Annotated in this window: 22 protein-coding genes; 14 read left to right on the forward strand and 8 right to left on the reverse strand. The window is 66.0% G+C overall.

The window, feature by feature from the left end:
• The 4 genes from AC07PZ_RS09835 to AC07PZ_RS09850 all read right to left on the reverse strand — a co-directional run bounded on the left by AC07PZ_RS09835 (position 1) and on the right by AC07PZ_RS09850 (position 4,423).
• Complete coding sequence (locus AC07PZ_RS09835) at positions 1-642, reverse strand: bifunctional 4-hydroxy-2-oxoglutarate aldolase/2-dehydro-3-deoxy-phosphogluconate aldolase (protein ID WP_495294869.1); 642 nt, start codon at positions 640-642, stop codon at positions 1-3.
• On the reverse strand, positions 633-2,462 hold the full coding sequence (edd, locus tag AC07PZ_RS09840) for a phosphogluconate dehydratase (RefSeq protein WP_495294870.1): 1,830 nt from the start codon (positions 2,460-2,462) through the stop codon (positions 633-635). The genes AC07PZ_RS09835 and edd overlap by 10 nt, the downstream gene beginning before the upstream one ends.
• A 96-nt stretch (positions 2,463-2,558) precedes the next feature.
• A complete protein-coding gene (locus AC07PZ_RS09845) occupies positions 2,559-3,848 on the reverse strand; it encodes an MFS transporter (protein WP_495294871.1) in 1,290 nt (429 codons plus the stop codon).
• 59 nt (positions 3,849-3,907) lie between these two features.
• Positions 3,908-4,423: a gluconokinase gene (locus AC07PZ_RS09850; protein ID WP_495294872.1), complete on the reverse strand. Its 516-nt coding sequence runs from the start codon at positions 4,421-4,423 to the stop codon at positions 3,908-3,910.
• A 175-nt stretch (positions 4,424-4,598) separates the two neighbouring features.
• Here AC07PZ_RS09850 and gntR point away from each other — a divergent pair, with 175 nt between their 5' ends.
• Entirely contained in the window at positions 4,599-5,627 is a 1,029-nt protein-coding gene (gntR, locus tag AC07PZ_RS09855; protein ID WP_495294873.1) for an HTH-type transcriptional regulator GntR, read from the forward strand.
• Between the two features lie 24 nt (positions 5,628-5,651).
• Here the strand turns inward: gntR and AC07PZ_RS09860 are convergent, their stop codons facing one another.
• On the reverse strand, positions 5,652-6,242 hold the full coding sequence (locus AC07PZ_RS09860) for an OmpA family protein (protein ID WP_495294874.1): 591 nt from the start codon (positions 6,240-6,242) through the stop codon (positions 5,652-5,654).
• 62 nt (positions 6,243-6,304) lie between these two features.
• On the opposite strand from AC07PZ_RS09860, the gene AC07PZ_RS09865 reads away from it, so the two are divergent.
• A complete protein-coding gene (locus AC07PZ_RS09865) occupies positions 6,305-6,991 on the forward strand; it encodes a gamma-glutamylcyclotransferase (RefSeq protein WP_495294875.1) in 687 nt (228 codons plus the stop codon).
• Positions 6,988-7,533 carry a superoxide dismutase family protein gene (locus AC07PZ_RS09870; protein ID WP_495294876.1) on the forward strand — a complete coding sequence of 182 codons (546 nt, stop codon included), beginning with the start codon at positions 6,988-6,990 and terminating at the stop codon, positions 7,531-7,533. The genes AC07PZ_RS09865 and AC07PZ_RS09870 overlap by 4 nt, the downstream gene beginning before the upstream one ends.
• Here the strand turns inward: AC07PZ_RS09870 and AC07PZ_RS09875 are convergent.
• Complete coding sequence (locus tag AC07PZ_RS09875) at positions 7,517-8,086, reverse strand: nucleotidyltransferase family protein (protein WP_495294877.1); 570 nt, start codon at positions 8,084-8,086, stop codon at positions 7,517-7,519. The genes AC07PZ_RS09870 and AC07PZ_RS09875 overlap by 17 nt on opposite strands.
• A 41-nt stretch (positions 8,087-8,127) precedes the next feature.
• Here AC07PZ_RS09875 and pdxH point away from each other — a divergent pair, with 41 nt between their 5' ends.
• The 10 genes from pdxH to AC07PZ_RS09925 all read left to right on the forward strand — a co-directional run bounded on the left by pdxH (position 8,128) and on the right by AC07PZ_RS09925 (position 19,889).
• Positions 8,128-8,787: a pyridoxamine 5'-phosphate oxidase gene (gene pdxH / locus AC07PZ_RS09880; RefSeq protein ID WP_495294878.1), complete on the forward strand. Its 660-nt coding sequence runs from the start codon at positions 8,128-8,130 to the stop codon at positions 8,785-8,787.
• A 53-nt stretch (positions 8,788-8,840) separates the two neighbouring features.
• Positions 8,841-9,692 (forward strand): archaetidylserine decarboxylase, encoded by an 852-nt coding sequence (asd, locus tag AC07PZ_RS09885; RefSeq protein WP_495294879.1) that lies wholly within the window; start codon positions 8,841-8,843, stop codon positions 9,690-9,692.
• 113 nt (positions 9,693-9,805) lie between these two features.
• A complete protein-coding gene (locus AC07PZ_RS09890) occupies positions 9,806-10,195 on the forward strand; it encodes a winged helix-turn-helix transcriptional regulator (RefSeq protein WP_495294880.1) in 390 nt (129 codons plus the stop codon).
• 118 nt (positions 10,196-10,313) lie between these two features.
• A complete protein-coding gene (locus AC07PZ_RS09895) occupies positions 10,314-10,664 on the forward strand; it encodes an FKBP-type peptidyl-prolyl cis-trans isomerase (RefSeq protein ID WP_495294881.1) in 351 nt (116 codons plus the stop codon).
• A gap of 328 nt (positions 10,665-10,992) precedes the next feature.
• Positions 10,993-11,544: a nucleotide exchange factor GrpE gene (grpE, locus tag AC07PZ_RS09900; RefSeq protein WP_495294882.1), complete on the forward strand. Its 552-nt coding sequence runs from the start codon at positions 10,993-10,995 to the stop codon at positions 11,542-11,544.
• 105 nt (positions 11,545-11,649) lie between these two features.
• A complete protein-coding gene (dnaK, locus tag AC07PZ_RS09905; protein WP_495294883.1) occupies positions 11,650-13,584 on the forward strand; it encodes a molecular chaperone DnaK in 1,935 nt (644 codons plus the stop codon).
• A gap of 96 nt (positions 13,585-13,680) precedes the next feature.
• On the forward strand, positions 13,681-14,817 hold the full coding sequence (dnaJ, locus tag AC07PZ_RS09910) for a molecular chaperone DnaJ (protein ID WP_495294884.1): 1,137 nt from the start codon (positions 13,681-13,683) through the stop codon (positions 14,815-14,817).
• Between the two features lie 271 nt (positions 14,818-15,088).
• Positions 15,089-17,011, forward strand: coding sequence for a PrkA family serine protein kinase (locus AC07PZ_RS09915; protein WP_495294885.1), 1,923 nt, complete (start codon positions 15,089-15,091; stop codon positions 17,009-17,011).
• Positions 17,012-17,064: 53 nt separating this feature from the next.
• Entirely contained in the window at positions 17,065-18,357 is a 1,293-nt protein-coding gene (locus tag AC07PZ_RS09920; RefSeq protein ID WP_495294886.1) for a YeaH/YhbH family protein, read from the forward strand.
• Positions 18,354-19,889 (forward strand): SpoVR family protein, encoded by a 1,536-nt coding sequence (locus tag AC07PZ_RS09925; protein ID WP_495294887.1) that lies wholly within the window; start codon positions 18,354-18,356, stop codon positions 19,887-19,889. Before AC07PZ_RS09920 ends, AC07PZ_RS09925 begins: the two co-directional genes overlap by 4 nt.
• 27 nt (positions 19,890-19,916) lie before the next feature.
• On the opposite strand, the gene AC07PZ_RS09930 is transcribed toward AC07PZ_RS09925, so the two are convergent.
• Together AC07PZ_RS09930 and aroQ are read right to left on the reverse strand one after the other, a co-directional pair.
• A complete protein-coding gene (locus tag AC07PZ_RS09930) occupies positions 19,917-20,567 on the reverse strand; it encodes a DNA-3-methyladenine glycosylase I (protein WP_495294888.1) in 651 nt (216 codons plus the stop codon).
• A gap of 10 nt (positions 20,568-20,577) precedes the next feature.
• Positions 20,578-21,036 carry a type II 3-dehydroquinate dehydratase gene (gene aroQ / locus AC07PZ_RS09935; RefSeq protein WP_495294889.1) on the reverse strand — a complete coding sequence of 153 codons (459 nt, stop codon included), beginning with the start codon at positions 21,034-21,036 and terminating at the stop codon, positions 20,578-20,580.
• 63 nt (positions 21,037-21,099) lie between these two features.
• On the opposite strand from aroQ, the gene AC07PZ_RS09940 reads away from it, so the two are divergent.
• Entirely contained in the window at positions 21,100-22,218 is a 1,119-nt protein-coding gene (locus tag AC07PZ_RS09940; RefSeq protein WP_495294890.1) for an S-(hydroxymethyl)glutathione dehydrogenase/class III alcohol dehydrogenase, read from the forward strand.
• Positions 22,219-22,273 lie beyond the last annotated feature (55 nt).

The following is a 22,273-nucleotide window of genomic DNA, read 5'->3' on the forward strand; positions in this document are numbered from 1 at the left end:
TCAACGCGGCAGCGCGGTGGCCTCGCGGGCCAGGCGTTCGATGCGTGCCCAGTCGCCGTCGCGGATCGCGTCGGTCGGCACGATCCACGAGCCGCCGACGCAGGCGACGTTCGACAGCGCGAGGAACTCCGTGGCATTGCCCGCGTGAATGCCACCGGTCGGGCAGAAGGTGACGTCGCCGAACGGGCCTTGCCATGCCTTGAGCATCGGCAGGCCACCGGCCTGCAGCGCCGGGAAGAACTTGAGCTGGGTGTAGCCGTCTTCCTGCGCCATCATGATTTCGCTGCCGGTGGCCACGCCGGGCAGCAGCGGCAGGCCGAGATCGCGGCAGGCCTTGCCGACCGCTGGCGTGTAGCCCGGGCTCACGCCGAACTTCGCGCCTGCCAGCACGGACGCCTGCGCGTCGGCCGCGCTGCGGATGGTGCCGGCACCGGCGACGGCTTCGGGCACTTCCCTGGCGATGGCTTCGATGCATTGCAGCGCCTGCGGCGTGCGCAGCGTGACCTCGAGCATGCGGATGCCGCCGGCCACCAGCGCGCGCGCCAGCGGCACGGCATGGGCCACGTCGTGCAGCACGATCACCGGGATCACCGGCGCGTCGCGCATCACGTCGAGGGCGGTCAATTTGTCGTTCACAGCCATGAACAGGCTCCTTCTTCAGCAGTCAATGCGTTGCGGCGCATGCCGGCGAACAGTTCGCGACCGAGGCCGCGGCCATCGGCAGCGCGTTGTTCTTCGGGAATGGTTGCGGCTTCGCGAGCGGCCCATTCGTCTTCCGGCAGCAGCACGGTGAGCGTGCCGTCGACGCCGTCGAGCCGGATCAGGTCGCCGTCGCGCACCTTGGCCAACGGACCGCCCGCGGCCGCTTCGGGCGACACGTGGATGGCAGCCGGAATCTTGCCAGATGCGCCGCTCATGCGGCCGTCGGTGACCAGCGCAACGCGGAAACCCTTGCCCTGCAGCACCGACAGCGGCGGCGTGAGCTTGTGCAGCTCGGGCATGCCGTTGGCCTGCGGCCCTTGCCAGCGCACCACGCAGACCACGTCACGGTCGAGCTCGCCGGCCGAGAAGGCTTTCTGCAGTGCGGCCTGCGAATCGAACACCCGCGCGGGCGCCTCGATCACATGGCGGTCTTCGGGCACCGACGAGATCTTGATCACGCTGCGACCCAGATTGCCTTGCAGCAGCTTGAGCCCGCCGGTCGCGCTGAACGGCGACGACACCGGCCGCGCCACCGCGTCGTTCTTCGACGGCGCGGCCGGGCTCCAACTCAGCGTGCCGCTCGTGGCCAACGTCGGAACGTTGGCGAACTCGCGGATGCCGCCAGCGCGCACCGTGAGCACGTCGCCATGCATCAGCCCGGCATCGACCAGTTCGCCGATCACGTAGCCCGGACCGCCGGCATTCTGGAATTCGTTGACGTCGGCGCTGCCGTTCGGATAGACCCGCGTGAGCAGCGGGATCACGTCGGACAGCGCGGAGAAGTCGTTCCAGTCGATCACGATGCCGGCCGCCCGTGCCACGGCAACCCAGTGGATCAGGTGGTTGGTCGAGCCGCCGGTGGCCAGCAACGCCGCCATGGCGTTGACGATGGCACGCTCGTCGACCATCTCGCCGATCGGCGGGCACTGGAACGGCTGCGCCGAGGCACGGCCGAGCACCGTGCGCACGGCCTCGCGCGTGAGCGTCTCGCGCATCACGTCGCCAGGCTGGATGAAGGCCGTGCCGGGCACGTGCAGGCCCATCGCCTCGAGCAGCATCTGGTTGCTGTTGGCCGTGCCGTAGAAAGTGCAGGTGCCGAGCGTGTGATAGGCCGCCATCTCGGCGTCCATCAGGCCCTGGCGGCCGACCAGGCCTTGCGCGGCCTGCTCGCGCACCTTCGACTTCGCGGTGTTCGACAGGCCCGACGGCATCGGCCCTGCCGGCACGAACACGGTCGGCAGGTGGCCGAAGTGCAGCGCACCGATCAGCAGGCCGGGGACGATCTTGTCGCACACGCCGAGCATCAATGCGGCGTCGAACATGTCGTGCGTGAGCGCGATGGCCGTGCTCATGGCGATCACGTCGCGGCTGAACAGGCTGAGCTCCATGCCGGGCGTGCCCTGCGTCACGCCGTCGCACATCGCAGGCACGCCGCCCGCCACCTGCGCGGTGGCGCCGAGGCCGCGCGCCTCGTGCTTGATGATGTCCGGGTAGCCCTGGTAGGGGGCATGGGCCGAGAGCATGTCGTTGTACGCGGTGACGATGCCGATGTTCGGCGCGCGCTCGGCCACGATGCGCAGCTTGTCGTTCGTCGGCACGCCGGCCACCGCATGCGCCACGTTGGCGCAGCCCATGCGGTCGGAGCCGCGGTCGCGGGCGCGGATCTCGGCCAGCTGCTTCAGGTAGCGTTCCCGCGTGGCACGGCTGCGCTCGCGGATGCGCTCGGTGACACGTTCGACTGTCGCGTGTGTGTTCGTCATCTTGGGTGTGGGGGACCTGCGCGAGCAGCACGGGCTCTGCGCTTAAATGTTACTCCGCGACGGTGTCGGCGCGTGTGTCGACACGCGCTGTTTCCGTCATTCGGGATCGGGGATCGGCTCGATGCGCCCGAGCAGGAACACGAAGGCCAGGATGCCGATCAGCAGGATGCCGCCGGCCAGCAGGAACGCATTGCCGAACGAGCCGGTCGCGCCGACGATCACGCCGGTGGCGATCGGTGCGGCGGCACCCATCAGGTTGTTGCCGAAATTCATCAGCCCGCCGACCGTGCCGACGCCGCCCTTGGGTGCGATCAGCGAAGGCAGCGACCAGCCGACCGGCGCCGCCGCGGCCAGGCCGCCGAGCGCGATGGAGATCCAGACGATGGCCCACACCGGATCGGTCGTCTGCGTCGCGCCGAACACCGCCAGGCCCATCACCATGCCGCAGACCAGCACGGTCTTGCGAACCTTCGACTCTTCGTGGCCCTTGGCGATCAGGCGGTCGATCAGCCAGCCGCCGACGAACAGGTCGGTCAGCGTGGCGACCATCCAGGGAATGGCCGCGAAGCCGGCCGACTTCAGGATGCTCATGTGCATCGTCTGCACCAGGTAGCCCGGCAGCCAGGTGAGGAACAGATAGAAGGAATAGCCGTAGGCCGCGAAGCCGAGGATCAGGCCCCAGACCTTGGGCTGGCGCAGCAGGTAGCCGAGCATGCCGCTCGAGCCGCCGGGCGGCGCGCCTTCAGGCGCGGCACCGCCTTCGACGATGTAGCGGCGTTCGATGGCCGACAGGCCCTTGTCCTGGCTCGGATCGCGGTAGATCAGGAGGAAGGCGAAGAAGTACGCCAGGCTCATGCAGGCGCAGATCGCGAAGCCCCAGCGCCAGCCGAAGCCGACCACGACGAACGCGACCAGCGGCACGCCGATCACGTTCGAGAACTTGGCCGCGGCGTCGAACAGCGCGGTGGCGAAGGCGCGCTCGCCGCGCGGGAACCAGTAGCCGGTGGCCTTGGAGCTCACCATGAAGCCCGGCGCCTCGGCCACGCCCAGCAGCATGCGCGCAGCGAAGATGCCGGCCCAGCCGCCGGCCAGCGCCGTCACGCTGGACGCGATCGCCCAGCAGAACGCGCCCCATCGGCCGATCCGCGTCGGGCCGTAGCGGTCGAGCAGCATGCCGCCCGGCACCTGCAGCAGCGCATAGGTCCAGAAGAAAGCCGACAGGAACAAGCCGATCTGCTCGGGTGAGAGGCCGAACTCGGCCTGGATCTGCGGTGCCGCCACCGACAGGCTGATGCGGTCCAGGTAATTGACCAGGACACCGATGCCGAGCAGTCCGCCGATGCGCCAGCGGCGGTTGGGTACGGCTTGTCCATCGAGTTGAGCCATGCGAGTCTCCGGAAAAGGATGTGAGGGATGAAACGGGGGTCGGCTGCGCGGTACCGGCGTCAGGCCGCTGTCGAGGGAGCTTCCGCCAGCCAATCGTGCACGGTGGCTGCGAGCACGGTCAACGGCTCGACGGCCGGCACGGCCAGCACACCGGCCTCGCCGATCGGCGACTCGAGCGTCGCGAACTGGTTGTCGACCAGGGTGGTCGAGAAGAAATGCTCGCCCGCGCGCGCCTCGACGCGCGCCTGCGCTTCAGCGCGCGAGATGTCCATGAACACGAAGCGCAGCGTCGGCACGGCGGCGCGCAGCCTGTCGCGATAGACACGCTTGAGCGATGAGCAGGTCAGGACCGCGCCGCCGGGACGCTTCACCAGCTCATCGCCCAGTGTGGCGAGCCAGCCGGCACGGGCCGCGTCGTCGAGCGGTATGCCGTTGCTCATCTTGGCGATATTGGCCGGCGGATGAAAGTCGTCGCCTTCGATCAGCGGCAACCCGAGATCGATGGACAACGCCTGCCCCAGGCTCGACTTGCCGCAACCGGACACACCCATCACCACCAACCAGATCGCCTGCATGTTCTTTCCTTTGGATCGATTGGATAACGCTGTCTTTTGTCAATTCTCGGCATACATCAAGAGAATTTCCTATACAAAAACGCGATCCATCAATCCAATTTCTATTGGATAGCGCTATCCTAAACGATGATGGAAAATCGGCCGTCTAGGGTTTGCCCTTAAAACAATTCTTCAAATGCCCTCCAGAGACAACCCGGTTCCGCGCCGCAGCAGTGGCCGTGTGACCCTGCAGCACGTGGCTGAAGCCGCCGGTGTCAGCCCCATCACCGTATCGCGCGCATTGCGCGGCGAACGCGGCGTGGCGCCCGAACTGGTCGAACGCGCCCGCGAAGCCGCGGCGCGCCTGGGCTATGTGCCCGACCCCGCCGCCCGAGCGCTCGCCTCGCACCGGAGCTCGCACGTGGCCGTGCTGATCCCGCTGCTGTCCAACACGCTGTTCGTGGAGCTGCTCGAAGCGCTGCAGCGCACGCTGCGGCCGGCGGGCTACCAGACGCTGATCGGCATCACGCACTACGATCCGCGCGAAGAGGAGCAGTTGCTGCGCGAACAGCTGGCACACCGCCCCGCCGGCCTGCTCGTCACCGGTTTCGAGCGCACCGAGGAAACGCGGGCGCTGATTGCCGCGAGTGGCGTGCCGTGCGTCCACATCATGGAAACCAGCCGTGCGCCGGGCGTGCACTGCGTCGGTTTTTCGCAGCATGCGGCCGGCCGTGCGATGGCGCAGCACCTGCTGTCGCGTGGCGCGCGGCGCATCGCCTTCGCCGGCGCCCAGCTCGATGCGCGGGTGCTGCAGCGCGCAGAGGGCTACCGGAGCGCCCTGCGCGAGGCAGGCTGCTACGACCCGTCGCTCGAATGGCTGCGCCCCGAACCGTCGTCGATCGCCCTGGGCAGCGAGATGTTCCGCAGGATCATGGCGGCCGACGCGCCCGAAGCCCTGTTCTGCTGCAACGACGACCTGGCGCAGGGCGCACTCCTGGCCGCGTTGCGGATGGGCGTCGACGTGCCGGGCCGGATCGCGATCGCTGGCTTCAACGATCTGCCAGGCAGTGCGCAGATGCTGCCGGCGCTGACCAGCGTCGGCACGCCGCGCACCGAGATCGGCGAGGCCGCGGCACACATGCTTCTGCAACTGATGCGCGGCGAAGCGGTGTCGCCCGCCAGCATCGAATTGCCGTGGCGGCTGGTGCTGCGCGACAGCGCCTGAGCACCGGCCATGCGCCGCCGGTCGTCAGTCGACCAGCTTCACTTCGACGCGACGCGCCTCGGCAGCGCTGCCTGAACCGGTGGTCGCGGCCGGCTTTTGCAGGCTGACCTTGGCCGCCGGCACGCCGAGCCCGACCAGCACATCCTGCACCGTCTGCGCACGCAGCTTGGCGAGCGCCTCGTTGGCCGCGGCGTCGCCGGTCATGTCGTGGAAGCCCGAGATGACCGCCTTGCGGCCGTCCTCCACGCCCTTGATCACCGTGGCGAGCGCCTCGGCGGCGCCGGGCGCGAGATCGGCACTGCCGGTCGCGAAGTAGAAGCTCACCACGCCGTTGGCGGTGCTGATGCTCGCGCCTTCGGGAATGACGACGGTGACGGTCTCGGTCGTGACCTGCACTTGCGTGGTCTCGGGCGGCGGCGTGTCACCGGTCGGCACCACCTCGACAACCGGTGCGGCGGGCATGCCGTAGCGATAGGCCGCAAAACCGACCACCGACAACACCACCAGCGCGACGATGGCGAAGAGAAATCCCAGGGCGAAACGCTGATCGGCATCGTGCCCGTCGTCGGCGGCCAGGCTGCGATGTCCAAAGGAAAGAGGGCGGTAAATAATCATGATTGAACGATGCCCGCAAAATTGCAGCCATGACTGTAGGCGCTCCGCCTGAATCCCGTCCGGTGCCCGCGCCCTTGCGCGACCCGGCACCGATGCTCGATCGCACCATCGCCGAATGGGGCGGCCACGACGACCTGTGGTTGTTCGGCTATGGCTCGCTGATCTGGCGGCCCGATTTCGACTTCGCGGAGCGGCGCCCGGCGCGCGTCCACGGCTGGCACCGGGCGCTCAAGATGTGGAGCCGCGTGAACCGCGGCTCGGTACAGACGCCCGGGCTGGTCTTCGGACTGTTCACCGGCGGCAGTTGCCAGGGCATGGTCTTTCGCATTCCTGCAGCCAACGGCCTGGAAACGCTCGGCCGCCTCTGGTTGCGCGAGATGCCGACCGGCGTCTACGACCCGCGCTGGCTCGACTGCGTGACGCCCGGCGGCCGTGTGCGTGCGCTGGCGTTCACGCTGTCCCGGCAAAGCCCGAACTTCACCGGGGAACTGAGCGAGGCCCACTACCGCCACATCTTCGCGAATGCGGTCGGGCGCTACGGAACCTCGCTCGACTACGCCCGCCAGACCCTGCAGGAATTGCAGCGCCACGGCATCCGGGACCGCGCCCTGGCCCGGCTGATGCAGTTTGCGCAGGCGGGTTCGTCGGAAACGGCCGATTGCGACGGCATGCCGGCCCCGCTATACAGAGGATCATCCGACGTGCCTACAGGCGCATCCCATTCATCGTCCCAGGAGAAAAAACCATGAATCAGCACATCCATCGCCCGGCCATCGTGGCCGCCGCCCTCGCGCTCGCACTGCTGGGCGGCTGCGCCGGCATGGGCGGATCGAGGCCGGGTGCCATCGCAGAACTGGCACCGACCGGCGCCATCTCGCCCAATCCGACGACGGGCGCGGTGAGCTTCACGGCGCTCGAACACGGCGTGCGCGTGGCGGGTGAAGTGCGTGGCCTCGCGCCCGGCAGCGAGCATGGCTTCCACATCCACGAAAAAGGCAATTGCGCCAACAACGGCGATGCCTCGGGCGGCCACTTCAACCCGGCGGGCGCGGTGCACGGCAAGTTCGCCGCACCGGGCAGCCATGCGGGCGAACTGCCGAGCCTGGTCGCGGATGCCTCCGGCGTCGCCCGTTTCAGCGTCGACGTGCATTCGATCTCGCTGAACGACGCAGCGGCCAACAACGTGGTCGGCCGCGCCATCGTCGTTCACCGCGATCCGGACGACTACACCACCCAGCCGTCCGGCAATTCGGGCCCGCGCATCGCCTGCGCGGTCATTGCCAGGAACTGAGCAGGCGTTCCGCCCGGGCCAGGTCGTCGAGCGTGTCGATGTCGGCGAGCACGCCGGCATCGTCGACCGGCAGATCGATGGCCAGCCCCCGCTGCCGCAAGGCCTGAAGAACGGGCGCCGCGCCGCGCGGGCCGCCGAGTGCGAGCAGATCGTCACGGCACGCCGCGGCGAATCCGACGGGATGCCCGCGTTCGCCCAGGCAGGTCGGCTGGACGGCCAGAGCCGTTCCATGCGCCGCGTCCATCAACGCCTCGGCCACGCACCGCAACGTGGCCGGGCGCACCAACGGCAGATCCGCCGGCAGCACGAGCCAGCCGCCGGCATCGGCCGTGGCGCGGACCGCGGCGGCGATCGAATCGCCCATTCCAGGATGGCCGACGTCCTCCAGGTGCCAGCGCAGGCCGCTGGCGCGCACCGCGTCCAGCGTGTGTTCGAGCACCGGTTTGCCGCCGAGCAGGGCCTGCAGCTTGTGCACCGTGCCGCCCGATGCACGAAAACGCTCGCCTCGACCGGAGGCAAGCACGATGACGGTGGGCGGTGCGAGGGTGTCCATGCATCAAAGTATCTCCTGGCGGTTGCGCGGACAATTCGCACATGACCTCTCCCAACGAATCCCTGGCCGCGCTGCGCAAGAGCTACGAGCGGGCCGAACTCGACGAGACCCGCAGCGCCGCCGACCCGCTGCAGCAGTTCGAACGCTGGCTCGGTGAAGCGATCAGCGCGCAGGTGCCCGAACCGAACGCGATGACGCTGGCGACGGTCGGCAGCGACCTGCGGCCGTCGACGCGCATCGTGCTGATCAAGGGCTACGACGCCCGCGGCATCGTCTGGTACACCAACTACGACAGCCGCAAGGGCCATGAACTGGCCGGCAATCCGCATGCGGCGCTGCAGTTCCACTGGGTCGAACTCGAGCGCGTGGTGCGCATCGAGGGCCGGGTCGAGCAGGTCGAGGCGGCCGACAGCGATGCCTATTTCGCGAGCCGACCGCTCGACTCGCGGCTCGGCGCCTGGGCCAGCCCGCAGAGCCAGGTGATCGAAGGCCGCGACGTGCTCGTGAAGAACGCCGCGCTGGCCGCGGCGAAGTTCCTGCTGGCGCCGCCGCGCCCACCGCACTGGGGCGGCTATCGGCTGGTGCCCGACCGCTGGGAGTTCTGGCAAGGGCGAAAGAGCCGGCTGCACGACCGGTTGCGCTACCGCCGCGAGGACAGCGCAGCGGCCGACGCCTGGGTGCGCGAACGGCTGGCGCCCTGAGCGGCCCGCCGGGTTCCTAGAATGGCGCCCATTCCACGAAATTCACCCACGCCGTGTCCGACCGCCTTCCCGTCCTGCCGCAATACATCATTCCCAAGCAGGCGCTGACGTCCTTTGCCGGCTGGGTCGCCGGCAAGGAGCGCGGCGACGTCACGACCTGGATCATCCGGCGCTTCGTCGCGAAGTACGGCGTCGACATGAACGAGGCGCTCGAAAGCGACATCGCGCGCTACGCCAGCTTCAACGACTTCTTCACGCGCGCGCTGAAACCCGGCGCCCGGCCGCTCGCCGCGGCCGACCTGATCTCGCCGGTCGACGGCGCCATCAGCCAGTTCGGCGCCATCGACGGCGACCAGATCTTCCAGGCCAAAGGCCATGCCTACACCACGACCGCACTGGTCGGCGGCGACCCGGCGCTGGCAGCGCGTTTCGCGCACGGCAGCTTTGCCACGCTGTACCTGAGCCCGCGCGACTACCACCGCATCCACATGCCTTGTGACGGCCGGCTGCGCCGCATGATCTATGTGCCGGGCGATCTCTTCTCGGTGAATCCGACGACGGCGCGCGGCGTGCCGGGGCTGTTTGCCCGCAACGAGCGCACCGTGTGCGTGTTCGATTCGGCGCGCGGCCCGTTCGTCCTGGTACTGGTCGGTGCGACCATCGTCGGCAGCATGGCGACCGTCTGGCACGGCGTCGTCAACCCACCGCGCGGCGGCGAGATCAAGGAATGGCGCTACGACGATCGCACCATCGCGCTGAAGCAAGGCGAGGAAATGGGACGTTTCCTGCTCGGCTCGACCGTGGTGATGCTGTTCCCCCCGCCACGGGTCACCTTCAATCCGCAGTGGGCACCCGGTGGGCCCATCCGGCTCGGCGACGCCATGGCGGCCTTCACCGCCGATTGACGCCAGCGCCCGGCAAGCCACGGCCAGTCGAACGCGGCAGCTATGAAACTTGTAGCATCCCGGCTTCTGGGCTATAGTCGCCCGCCGCCTGAGAAGAAGACCAGAGGAGCCCGATGAGTACCAAGGAAAACGCAGCCATCAGCCAGTTGCTTGCACTGCTGGAGGCTCGTTACGCATTGCGCGTGCTCTGGGCATTGCGCGACGGCCACGCACAGACCTTTCGGCTGCTGCAGGACAGCGTGGGCGGCATCACGCCGAATACGCTCAACACCCGGCTGAAGGAATTGCGCGAAGCCGGCGTCGTCGGCCACGGCGGCGAAGGCTACAGCCTCACGTTGAGCGGGCAGGACCTGCTGAAGCGCCTGTCCGACCTGCAGGCCTTCGCCGGCAAATGGCAGATCGCCCAGGCGCGCAAGATCGGCTCGCCGACCCATGCGCCGGACGATCCGGCACTTTCCTCCGCCGCCTCCTCGCCTGCCGTGCGCACGGCGCCGGTGCGCTGAAGCGCCGCGCGGCGACCGCTCCGGCGGCGCGGCGTGCCGTCCTGCGACGAAGCTTCACGGCGCCTCGTTAAACTTCGCGCCTCCAATTCCGACCAACATTCCCAGAAGGAGCATGTCCATGCCCACCACATCCACCGGCCTGCAATACGAAGACACCGAAGTCGGCACCGGCGCCGAAGCCAAGGCCGGCCAGCACGTCCACGTGCATTACACCGGCTGGCTCTTCAACGACGGCGTCCAGGGCGCGAAGTTCGACTCAAGCCGCGACCGCAACGACCCGTTCGCTTTCTCGCTGGGCGCGGGTCAAGTGATCAAGGGCTGGGACGAAGGCGTTGCCGGCATGAAGATCGGCGGCAAGCGCACGCTGATCATCCCGGCCGCACTGGGCTACGGCGCCCGCGGCGCTGGCGGCGTGATTCCGCCGAACGCGACCCTGAAGTTCGACGTCGAGCTGCTCGACGCGCACTGAATTTGGCTCGCCCCCAGGCTGCGCGCACTTCGTGTCGCTACGCCAACCCCCTACCGGGGGCGACACCAGCGGCCTGGCCCTTGGCTCTCCCCCAGGCTTCGGCGCACTCCGTGTCGCCTTTCGCCAACTCCCTTCCGGGGGCAACACCAGCGGCCCGGCATAGCCGGTTCCGCGGTGTTTCTGGCAACTCCCCTTTGTACGGCTGTAGGTAGATAGCGGCCACATTTTTTTCTTGAAAACCCTGTTGCGAGCCCCAGATGGCCTGCAATCGTTTCTTTTCCTGCCGATCCACCGGTTTTTGAGCATGTCAGACCCAAAAAATCCCGAAATGAACCCGCAGACGCTCCAGGGCGAACCGAGCCCGGAAGAACTCGAAGCAGCGCAGGCCGCGAATGAAGCGGACGCACTGACCGAGCTGGCTGCCGCACAGGAAGAACTGGCCGCGCTGAAGGCAAAGAATTCCGAGCTGGCCGACCAGTATCTGCGCGCGCAGGCCGACGTGCAGAACGCCCGCCGCCGCGCCGACGACGACGTCGCCAAGGCCCGCAAGTTCGCCCTCGAGTCCTTTGCCGAGAGCCTGCTGCCCGTGACGGACAGCCTCGAAGCCGGCCTGGCCATCAAGGACGCCACGCCGGAGCAGATCCGCGAAGGCGCCGAAGCCACGCTGCGCCAGCTCAAGAGCGCGCTCGAACGCAACAAGATCATCGAGATCGCGCCGGCTGCCGGCAGCAAGTTCGATCCGCATCAGCACCAGGCGATCTCGGTCGTGCCGGCACCCGGACAGCCCGCCAACACCGTCGTCGGCGTGCTGCAGAAGGGCTACACCATCGCCGAGCGCGTGCTCCGCCCCGCGCTGGTCACCGTCAGCGCCCCGAGCTGACACACAACAAACACACAGGAAATCCCCGCTTCATCCCTTGAATCGCGCGGAGTTATCCACAAGTTCATCACAACCTAATTTTTTGCATTCAGGAGAACATTCATCATGGGAAGAATCATCGGCATCGACCTGGGCACCACGAACTCGTGCGTCTCGGTCATGGAAGGCAACACCACGCGTGTGATCGAGAACTCGGAAGGTGCCCGCACCACGCCGTCGATCGTCGCGTACCAGGAAGACGGTGAGGTGCTGGCCGGCGCTTCGGCGAAGCGTCAGGCGGTGACCAATCCCAAGAACACGATCTACGCGGTCAAGCGCCTGATCGGCCGCAAGTTCGGTGAAAAGGAAGTGCAGAAGGACATCGACCTTATGCCCTACACGATCACCAAGGCCGACAACGGCGACGCCTGGGTCGAAGTGCGCGGCAAGAAGCTCGCACCGCAGCAGGTCAGCGCCGAAATCCTGCGCAAGATGAAGAAGACCGCCGAAGACTATCTCGGCGAAGCTGTGACCGAAGCCGTCATCACCGTGCCGGCCTACTTCAACGACAGCCAGCGCCAGGCCACCAAGGACGCCGGCCGCATCGCGGGCCTGGACGTCAAGCGCATCATCAACGAGCCGACCGCGGCTGCCCTGGCCTTCGGCCTGGACAAGCAGGACAAGGCCGACCGCAAGATCGCCGTGTATGACCTCGGCGGCGGCACCTTCGACGTGTCGATCATCGAGATCGCGGACGTCGATGGCGAGAAGCAGTTCGAAGTGCTGTCGACCAACGGCGACACCTTCCTGGGCGGCGAAGACTTCGACCAGCGCATCATCGAATACATCATTTCCGAGTTCAAGAAGGACCAGGGCGTCGACCTGAGCAAGGACGTGCTCGCCCTGCAGCGCCTGAAGGAAGCCGCGGAAAAGGCAAAGATCGAGCTGTCGAACAGCGCCCAGACCGACATCAACCTGCCCTACATCACGGCGGACGCGAACGGCCCGAAGCACATGAACGTGAAGCTCACGCGCGCCAAGCTGGAAAGCCTGGTCGACGAGCTGATCGAACGCACCATCGCGCCCTGCCGCCTGGCCATCAAGGACGCCGGCGTGAGCGTGTCGGACATCAACGACGTGATCCTGGTCGGCGGCATGACCCGCATGCCCAAGGTGCAGGAAAAGGTGAAGGAATTCTTCGGCAAGGAACCGCGCAAGGACGTGAACCCTGACGAAGCCGTGGCCGTCGGCGCCGCGATCCAGGGCCAGGTGCTGTCGGGCGACCGCAAGGACGTGCTGCTGCTGGACGTGACCCCGCTGTCGCTCGGTATCGAGACGATGGGCGGCGTGATGACCAAGATGATCACGAAGAACACGACGATCCCGACCAAGTTCGCGCAGACTTTCTCGACCGCCGAGGACAACCAGCCGGCCGTGACCATCAAGGTGTTCCAGGGCGAACGCGAGATCGCCTCGGGCAACAAGGCGCTGGGCGAGTTCAACCTCGAAGGCATCCCGCCGGCATCGCGCGGCACGCCGCAGATCGAGGTGTCCTTCGACATCGACGCCAACGGCATCCTGCACGTCGGCGCCAAGGACAAGGGCACCGGCAAGGAAAACAAGATCACGATCAAGGCCAACTCCGGCCTGAGCGAATCCGAAATCCAGGCCATGGTGAAAGACGCCGAACTGAACGCGGCCGAGGACAAGAAGAAGGTCGAGATCGTGCAGGCCCGCAACCAGGGCGAAGCCATGGTTCACAGCGTGAAGAAGTCGCTGGGCGAACATGGCGCCAGCCTGGAAGCCGGCGAGAAGGACGCGATCGAAGCCGCGATCAAGGACGTCGAGGAAGCCCTGAAGGGCGAGGACAAGGCGCTGATCGAGGAAAAGACCACCGCCCTGATGACCGTGAGCCAGAAACTCGGCGAAAAGATGTACGCCGATGCACAGGCAGCGGGCGGCACGGCCGCCGGCGGCCCGGGTGCTGGCCCGGAAGCTGCGAGCGCTCCGGCGGACGACAACGTGGTCGACGCCGAAGTGAAGGAAGTCAAGAAGGGCTGATGTCCCTGTCCTGACCCAAGGCTGGACCACCTCCAAGGTGTTCCAGCCTTTTCCGTTTCCAGACCCGCCCTGCCCCGCACGACCCGACCACCGACCATGGCCACCAAACGCGACTATTACGAAACCCTCGGCGTTCCCAAGAACGCGAGCGAGGATGAAATCAAGAAGGCTTATCGCAAACTCGCGATGAAGCACCACCCCGACCGCAACAGCGGCGACGGCGCCAAGGCGGCCGAGGAAAAGTTCAAGGAGTGCAAGGAAGCCTACGAGATGCTGTCGGACCCGCAGAAGCGCGCGGCCTACGACCAGCATGGCCATGCCGGCGTCGACCCGAACATGCGCGGCGGCCCGGGCGCGGAGGGCTTCGGCGGCTTCGCCGAGGCCTTCGGCGACATCTTCGGCGACGTGTTCGGCGGCCGCGGCGGGCGCCAGAGCGGCGGGCGCCAGGTGTTCCGCGGCAGCGACCTCAGCTACGCGATGGAGATCACGCTGGAAGAAGCGGCCGAGGGCAAGGAAGCGCAGATCCGGATCCCGAGCTGGGACGAATGCGGCACCTGCCACGGCTCCGGCGCCAAGCCCGGCACCAAGCCCATCACCTGCACGACCTGCCATGGCCAGGGTGCGGTCCAGATGCGCCAAGGGTTCTTCAGCGTGCAGCAGACCTGCCCGCAGTGCCACGGCAGCGGCAAGATCATTCCCGAGCCCTGCACGACCTGCCATGGTCAAGGCAAGCTGAAGAACAACAAGACGCTCGAAGTCAAGATCCCCGCGGGCATCGACGACGGCATGCGCATCCGCAGCACCGGCAATGGCGAGCCGGGTACCAACGGCGGCCCGCCGGGCGACCTGTACATCGAGATCCGGCTCAAGAAGCACGACCTGTTCGAACGCGACGGCGATGACCTGCACTGCGTGGTGCCGGTCAGCATGACGACCGCGGCGCTGGGCGGCGAGATCAACGTGCCGACGCTCAAGGGCGCCGCCGCGATCGACATCCCCGAAGGCACGCAGAGCGGCAAGCAGTTCCGCCTGCGCGGCAAGGGCATCAAGGGCGTGCGGGCGAGCTACCCGGGCGATCTCTATTGCCATGTGCGCGTCGAGACGCCGGTCAAGCTCAGCGAACATCAACGCAAGCTGGTCAAGGAGCTCGACGAGTCGCTCAAGAAGGGTGGCAACAAGCACAGCCCGACCGACAAGGGTTGGTTCGACAAGGCCAAGGAGTTTTTCAGCTGACATGCTTCAGCGGGTTTCTCCTGCGCAAAGGGCGGCCGGATGGCCGCCCTTTTTCTTTGGCATGTCGATATAACTCGTACAGGTTGGTCCGTGATCCGTTCAAGACCCGGTGTGGTTTTTTGTTAAGGAACTTCGAAAGAACTCAGGGGTTCCTATCAACCAGATGGGTCATGGGCGCGTTCTTTGCTTTATGCTGAACCAGAGGTTGGTAGCGAGGGAGTTTCTGCAATATGCGGGACCCAGTCCCGTTTGACTCGAGAGAGGTGTCTCTATGGATGTCATGAGCAACTTTGCGGCGCGCTATGAACGCACGCGGGAAGAAGTCCTGTCCCTTTCGGACTATCTGGATATCTGCAAGCGCGACCCGATCGCGTACGCCACGTCTGCGGAGCGAATGCTCAAGGCGATCGGCGAGCCGGAACTGGTCGACACGCGCAACGACTCGCGCCTGTCGCGCATCTTCTCCAACAAGGTCATCAAGCTGTACCCGGCCTTCAAGGAGTTCTACGGCATGGAGGACGCCATCGAACAGGTGGTTTCCTACTTCCGCCATGCCGCACAAGGCCTGGAAGAAAAGAAACAGATCCTCTACCTGCTGGGCCCGGTGGGCGGCGGCAAGAGTTCCATCGCGGAGCGGCTCAAGCAGCTGATGGAACAGGTCCCGTTCTATGCCATCAAGGGCTCGCCGGTCAACGAGTCGCCGCTGGGACTGTTCGACGCACGCGAAGACGGCGAGATCCTCGAGAAGGAATACGGCATTCCGCGGCGCTACCTGCAACGCATCCTGTCGCCCTGGGCGGTGAAGCGGCTCGAGGAGTTCGGCGGCGACATCCGCAAGTTCCAGGTGGTCAAGCGCTACCCGTCGGTGCTTCGGCAGATCGGCGTGGCCAAGACGGAGCCCGGCGACGAGAACAACCAGGACATCTCCTCGCTGGTCGGCAAGATCGACATCCGCAAGCTCGAGACCTATGCGCAGGACGACCCTGACGCGTATTCCTATTCAGGCGGCCTGTGCCTCGCGAACCAGGGACTGCTGGAGTTCGTGGAAATGTTCAAGGCGCCGATCAAGGTGCTGCATCCGCTGCTGACGGCCACGCAGGAAGGCAACTTCAAGGGCACCGAAGGCTTCGGCGCCATCCCCTTCGACGGCGTCGTGCTGGCGCACAGCAACGAGAGCGAGTGGAAGGCATTCCGCAACAACAAGAACAACGAGGCCTTCCTCGACCGGATCTACATCGTCAAGGTGCCCTACTGCCTGCGGGTCTCCGAAGAGATCAAGATCTACGAGAAGCTGGTGCGCACCTCGTCGCTGGCGCAGGCGCCCTGCGCCCCCGGCACGCTGCGGATGATGGCGCAGTTCTCGGTGCTCACCCGCCTGAAGGAGCCCGAGAACTCGAGCATCTTCAGCAAGATGCAGGTCTACGACGGCGAGAGCCTGAAGGACACCGACCCCAAGGCCAAGTCGCTGCAGGAATACCGCGACTATGCGGGCGTCGACGAGGGCATGAGCGGCGTGTCGACGCGCTTCGCATTCAAGATCATCTCGAAGGTCTTCAACTTCGACAGCAGTGAAGTCGCAGCCAATCCGGTGCATCTGATGTATGTGCTCGAACAGCAGATCGAGCGCGAGCAGTTCCCGGCTGAAACCGAACAGAAGTATCTTGCGTACATCAAGGAGCAGCTTGCGGCGCGCTATGCCGAATTCATCGGCAAGGAAATCCAGACTGCGTATCTCGAGAGTTACAGCGAATATGGGCAGAACATCTTCGATCGTTACGTAACGTATGCGGACTACTGGATCCAGGACCAGGAATATCGCGACGTCGACACGGGCGAGGTGTTCGACCGGGTGTCGCTCAACGGCGAGCTCGAGAAGATCGAGAAGCCCGCGGGCATCTCCAACCCGAAGGACTTCCGCAACGAGATCGTCAATTTCGTGCTGCGGGCGCGCGCCGGCAATGCAGGCCGCAACCCGGCCTGGACGAGCTACGAAAAGCTGCGCACCGTCATCGAGAAGAAGATGTTCTCGAACACCGAGGAGCTGCTGCCCGTCATCAGCTTCAACACCAAGAGCAGCGCCGAGGAGCAGAAGAAGCACCAGGACTTCGTCGCGCGCATGGTCGAGAAGGGCTACACGCCCAAGCAGGTCCGCCTGCTCTGCGAGTGGTATCTGCGCGTTCGCAAGAGCTCATGATGGGTCCACGCCTGCCCCAGGGGCAGGCGTATTAGCACTGAGGATTGAGTACCTTGGCCATGCTGCAACAGATCATTGATCGACGGTTATCTGGCAAGAACAAATCGATCGGCAACCGCGAGCGCTTCCTGCGGCGCTATCGCGGTCAGATCAGGGATGCGGTGCGGCGAGCGATCAGCGGGCGGGGCATCCAGGACCTGGAACAGGGTGAAGACATCACCCTGCCCCGCCGTGACGTGTCCGAGCCGGTGTTCGGCCATGCGCAGGGCGGCAACCGCGAGTACGTGCACCCGGGCAACCAGGAATACCTGAAGGGCGACCGTGTGGCACGGCCACCTGCCGGCGGCGGGGGCGGCCAGGGCAATGGCGAAGCGGGTGACGGCGGCGAGGGCGAAGACGACTTCGTCTTCAGGCTCACCCGCGAGGAGTTCATGCAGGCCTTCTTCGAAGATCTCGCATTGCCCCACCTGATCCGCACGCAGCTCGCCGAGGTGCCCGAATGGAAGAGCCATCGCGCCGGCTTCAAGAGTGACGGCAACCCGAGCAGCCTGCATGTGGTGCGCTCCATGCGCGGTGCCCTCGCCCGGCGCATCGCTTTGGGCGGCGACGACCGCACCGAATTGCGCCGGCTGCAGGAGCGCCTGACGGCCTTGCGCATGCAGCCCGATTCGGCTGAGGCTGACGTGCTGGCGGAGATCGAGATCGTCGAGGCGGCGATCGCCGAGCTGCGCCGCACTGCACGCCACGTGCCTTACATCGACCCGATCGATCTGCGCTACCGCAACCGGGTGCGCGTGCCGGTGCCGAGCGCCAAGGCCGTGATGTTCTGCCTGATGGACGTGTCGGGCTCCATGGACGAGGCGCGCAAGGACATGTCCAAGCGCTTCTTCATGCTGCTCTACCTGTTCCTCACGCGGCACTACGAGAAGATCGAACTGGTCTTCCTGCGGCATCACACGCAGGCCCAGGAAGTGAACGAGCAGGACTTCTTCCACGCCAAGGAAACCGGTGGCACGGTGGTGTCGAGCGCACTGGTCTTGATGGACGAGATCGTGCGTGCGCGCTACCCCAGCGGCGACTGGAACATCTACGGCGCCCAGGCGAGCGACGGCGACAACTGGCACCAGGACAGCGGCCGTTGCCGGCAGATCCTCGAAGAGTCGATCCTGCCGATGGTGCGCTACTACGCCTACGTCCAGGTGGCCGATGCAGAACAGAACCTGTGGCACGAATACGCCCAGCTGCAGGGTGTGAAGCCGAACTTCGCGATGCGCAAGGTGGCCGGCGCGCACGACATCTACCCCGTCTTCCGCGACCTGTTCAAGAAGGAAGGAGCCACGACATGAGCGAACTTCTGCTCGGCGGCGACCGCGCCCTGGCACGCCTGCCCAGCCCCTCGGACTGGACCTTCGACCTGATCGAGACCTACCACACGGAAATCGCGCGCACGGCGGCGTCCTTCAAGCTCGACACCTACCCGAACCAGCTCGAGATCATCTCGGCCGAGCAGATGATGGACGCCTACGCCAGCGTCGGCATGCCCGTCATCTACCGCCACTGGTCGTACGGCAAGCAGTTCATCTCCACCGAGAAGAACTACCGCCGCGGCCACATGGGGCTGGCCTACGAGATCGTGATCAACTCCGACCCGTGCATTGCCTATCTCATGGAAGAGAACACCATGGCGATGCAGGCGCTGGTGATCGCGCATGCGGCCTACGGGCACAACAGCTTCTTCAAGGGCAACTACCTGTTCCGCATGTGGACCGATGCGTCGTCGATCATCGACTACCTCGTCTACGCGCGGCACTACGTGAGCGAGTGCGAGGAACGGCACGGCGTCGACGCGGTCGAGGAACTGATCGACTCCTGCCACGCGCTGATGAACTACGGCGTCGACCGCTATCGGCGTCCGCAGAAGCGCTCGCTTGCGCAGGAGATCAACCAGCGCGCGGAACGCGAGCACCATCTGCAGCAGCAGGTCAACGACCTCTGGCGCACGCTGCCGCGCCGCAGCGAAGCCGCGGCCGGCCCCGATGCGGCGCGCCGCTTTCCGCTGGAACCGCAGGAGAACCTGCTCTATTTCATCGAGAAGAACGCCGCGCTGCTCGAACCCTGGCAACGCGAGATCGTGCGCATCGTGCGCAAGGTCGCGCAATATTTCTATCCGCAGCGCCAGACCCAGGTGATGAACGAAGGCTGGGCCACCTTCTGGCACTACACGCTGCTCAACACCATGTACGACCGCGGCCAGCTGGCTGACGGCTTCATGATGGAATGGCTGAGTTCACACACCAGCGTGATCTACCAGCCGCCGGTCGGCCATCGCGGCTACAGCGGCATCAATCCCTACGCACTGGGCTTTGCGATGTTCACCGACCTGCGGCGCATCTGCGAGAAGCCGACCGAGGAAGACCGCCGCTGGTTCCCCGACTTCGCGGGCAGCGACTGGGTCACGACGCTCGATCACGCGATGCGCAACTTCAAGGACGAGAGCTTCATCGGCCAGTTCCTGAGCCCCAAGACGATGCGCGACTTCCGCCTGTTTGCGGTGCGCGACCATGCGAACGAGCCCGAACTCGAGATCTCGGCCATCCACGACGACAGTGGCTACCAGATGCTGCGCGAAGCGCTGTCGAAGCAGTACGACATCAGCGCACGTGAACCCGACATCCAGGTCTGGAACGTCGACCTGCGCGGCGACCGCGCGCTCACGCTGCGGCACACGCAGCGCAACAACCTGTCGTTGCGCGAAGACTCCCAGGAAGTGCTGAAGCATGTCGCGCGCCTCTGGGGCTTCGACGTGCACCTGGAGAGCATCGACAGCCAGGGTCGCGTCGCGATGCGCAAGACCGCCAGCGCCAAGACGGGCCGCTGAGTCGGCCGGTCAGCCTTCGCCGTCTGCTCAGGCCGTCGGCACCTTCAGCGCAGCGCGCGCCGCCAGCGCGCGTTCACGCGCCTCGCAGCCTTCCACATGGTCGTTGACCAGGCCCATCGCCTGCATGAAGGCATACAGCGTGGTCGGCCCGACGAAACTCCAGCCGCGCTTCTTCAGGTCCTTCGACATCGCGACCGACGCTTCGGACGTGGTCATGGTCTGCAGCGCGGCATGGCTGATGCGCTCGGGCCGCGTGCCATGCGCGGGCTCGTAGCGCCAGGCGTACGCGGCCAGTGAGCCGAACTCCTTGCGCAGTTCCAGCACCCGGCGCGCGTTGTTGATGGTCGACGCTATCTTGCCGCGATGCCGCACGATGCCCGCATCGGCCAGCAGGCGGGCAACGTCGGCGTCGTCGAAATCGGCGACCTGTTCGGCCTCGAAATTGGCGAAGCCGGCGCGGAAGTTCTCGCGCTTGTTGAGGATCGTCAGCCAGCTCAGTCCCGACTGGAAGCCTTCGAGGCAGATCTTCTCGAACAGCCGGCGCTCGTCGGTGACCGGAAAGCCCCATTCGTTGTCGTGGTAGTGCCGGTAGGCCGTCGTGGCCTGGCACCAGCGGCAGCGTGGTACGCCCGCGTCGTCGATGAACAGGCCCGGAGGCGCCTCGGCTTGCGTGGTCATGGCCGCGTGCTCAGTTCTTCGCGTCGCTCACGCGCACCAGCGCCTCGATCGCCAGCGGATAACCCTTCACGCCCAGCCCGACGATGATGCCGCGCGCGGCCGGCGAGATGTACGAGTGGTGCCGGAATTCCTCGCGCGCATGCACGTTGGAGATGTGCAGTTCGATCAGCGGCAGGTTCGCGCCCTTGATGGCGTCGTGCAGCGCGATCGACGTGTGGGTGTAGGCGCCGGGATTCATCACCACGCCGAGCATGCGGCCCGCGGCGACCTCGCGGCCGGCCTCCTGGACCCAGTCGACCAGGAAGCCTTCGTGGTTCGATTGCCGGCATTCGATCTCGACGCCGAGCCGGTCGCCGGCTTCGCGGCACATGCGCTCGACGTCGGCGAGCGTTTCATAGCCGTACTGCGCGGGTTCGCGCGTGCCGAGCAGATTGAGATTGGGTCCGTTGAGTACGAGTATTTTCTTCATGACAGTTCTCCGGGGAACCGAGCATCTTATAGTGGCCCTTTTTCCGCTAGCAACTCCCGCCTCATGAAAACCAAAGCCGCCGTCGCCTGGCAATCCGGCCAGCCCCTGACCATCGAAACCGTCGATCTCGACGGCCCGAAGTTCGGTGAAGTGCTGGTCGAGATCAAGGCCACCGGCATCTGCCATACCGACTACTACACGCTCTCCGGCGCAGACCCGGAAGGCATCTTCCCCGCGATCCTCGGCCATGAAGGCGCGGGCATCGTGGTGGACGTCGGCCCCGGCGTGACCACGCTCAAGAAGGGCGACCACGTCATTCCGCTCTACACGCCCGAATGCCGCCAGTGCAAGTTCTGCCTGAGCCGCAAGACCAACCTGTGCCAGCTGATCCGCGGCACGCAGGGCAAGGGCCTGATGCCCGACGCCACCAGCCGTTTCAGCCTCGACGGCAAGCCCATCTTCCACTACATGGGCACCTCGACCTTCAGCAACTACACGGTCGCACCGGAAATCTCGCTGGCCAAGATCCGCGAGGATGCACCGTTCGACAAGGTCTGCTACATCGGCTGCGGCGTGACCACCGGCATCGGCGCGGTGATCTTCACGGCCAAGGTCGAGGCGGGCGCCAACGTGGTGGTGTTCGGCCTTGGCGGCATCGGCCTGAACGTGATCCAGGGCGCCAAGATGGTGGGCGCCGACAAGATCATCGGCGTCGACCTGAACCCCGCGCGCGAAGCCATGGCGCGCAAGTTCGGCATGACGCACTTCCTGAACCCGAAGGACATCGAGGCGGCCGGCGGCAACATCGTCGAAGCGATCCAGCAACTGACCGACGGCGGCGCCGACTACAGCTTCGAGTGCATCGGCAACACCAAGGTGATGCGCCAGGCGCTCGAATGCACGCACAAGGGCTGGGGACGCAGCATCATCATCGGCGTGGCCGAAGCCGGCGCCGAGATCTCGACCCGCCCGTTCCAGCTGGTGACCGGCCGCCACTGGGAAGGCTCGGCCTTCGGTGGTGCCCGCGGCCGCACCGACGTGCCGAAGATCGTCGACTGGTACATGGAGAACAAGATCAACATCGACGACCTGATCACGCACACGATGCCGCTGGAGGACATCAACAAGGGCTTCGATCTGATGAAGCGCGGCGAGTCGATCCGCGGCGTGGTTCTGTACTGACCCCCAGGCTTCGGCGCACTTCGTGTCGCCTTTCGCCAACCCCCTTCCAGGGGGC

Source organism: Variovorax sp. GW821-FHT10B04 (assembly GCF_059415645.1).

Bases quoted from the DNA above. Each gene is read 5' to 3' on its own strand.
- AC07PZ_RS09845 (WP_495294871.1), bottom strand. From the start codon at position 3,848: ATGGCTCAACTCGATGGACAAGCCGTACCCAACCGCCGCTGGCGCATC.
- AC07PZ_RS09915 (WP_495294885.1), top strand. From the start codon at position 15,089: ATGGATGTCATGAGCAACTTTGCGGCGCGCTATGAACGCACGCGGGAA.
- aroQ (WP_495294889.1), bottom strand. From the start codon at position 21,036: ATGAAGAAAATACTCGTACTCAACGGACCCAATCTCAATCTGCTCGGC.
- AC07PZ_RS09940 (WP_495294890.1), top strand. From the start codon at position 21,100: ATGAAAACCAAAGCCGCCGTCGCCTGGCAATCCGGCCAGCCCCTGACC.
- dnaK (WP_495294883.1), top strand. From the start codon at position 11,650: ATGGGAAGAATCATCGGCATCGACCTGGGCACCACGAACTCGTGCGTC.
- gntR (WP_495294873.1), top strand. From the start codon at position 4,599: ATGCCCTCCAGAGACAACCCGGTTCCGCGCCGCAGCAGTGGCCGTGTG.
- AC07PZ_RS09850 (WP_495294872.1), bottom strand. From the start codon at position 4,423: ATGCAGGCGATCTGGTTGGTGGTGATGGGTGTGTCCGGTTGCGGCAAG.
- edd (WP_495294870.1), bottom strand. From the start codon at position 2,462: ATGACGAACACACACGCGACAGTCGAACGTGTCACCGAGCGCATCCGC.
- pdxH (WP_495294878.1), top strand. From the start codon at position 8,128: ATGACCTCTCCCAACGAATCCCTGGCCGCGCTGCGCAAGAGCTACGAG.
- AC07PZ_RS09925 (WP_495294887.1), top strand. From the start codon at position 18,354: ATGAGCGAACTTCTGCTCGGCGGCGACCGCGCCCTGGCACGCCTGCCC.
- AC07PZ_RS09890 (WP_495294880.1), top strand. From the start codon at position 9,806: ATGAGTACCAAGGAAAACGCAGCCATCAGCCAGTTGCTTGCACTGCTG.
- AC07PZ_RS09835 (WP_495294869.1), bottom strand. From the start codon at position 642: ATGGCTGTGAACGACAAATTGACCGCCCTCGACGTGATGCGCGACGCG.
- AC07PZ_RS09930 (WP_495294888.1), bottom strand. From the start codon at position 20,567: ATGACCACGCAAGCCGAGGCGCCTCCGGGCCTGTTCATCGACGACGCG.
- AC07PZ_RS09870 (WP_495294876.1), top strand. From the start codon at position 6,988: ATGAATCAGCACATCCATCGCCCGGCCATCGTGGCCGCCGCCCTCGCG.
- AC07PZ_RS09860 (WP_495294874.1), bottom strand. From the start codon at position 6,242: ATGATTATTTACCGCCCTCTTTCCTTTGGACATCGCAGCCTGGCCGCC.
- AC07PZ_RS09875 (WP_495294877.1), bottom strand. From the start codon at position 8,086: ATGGACACCCTCGCACCGCCCACCGTCATCGTGCTTGCCTCCGGTCGA.
- grpE (WP_495294882.1), top strand. From the start codon at position 10,993: ATGAACCCGCAGACGCTCCAGGGCGAACCGAGCCCGGAAGAACTCGAA.
- AC07PZ_RS09895 (WP_495294881.1), top strand. From the start codon at position 10,314: ATGCCCACCACATCCACCGGCCTGCAATACGAAGACACCGAAGTCGGC.
- dnaJ (WP_495294884.1), top strand. From the start codon at position 13,681: ATGGCCACCAAACGCGACTATTACGAAACCCTCGGCGTTCCCAAGAAC.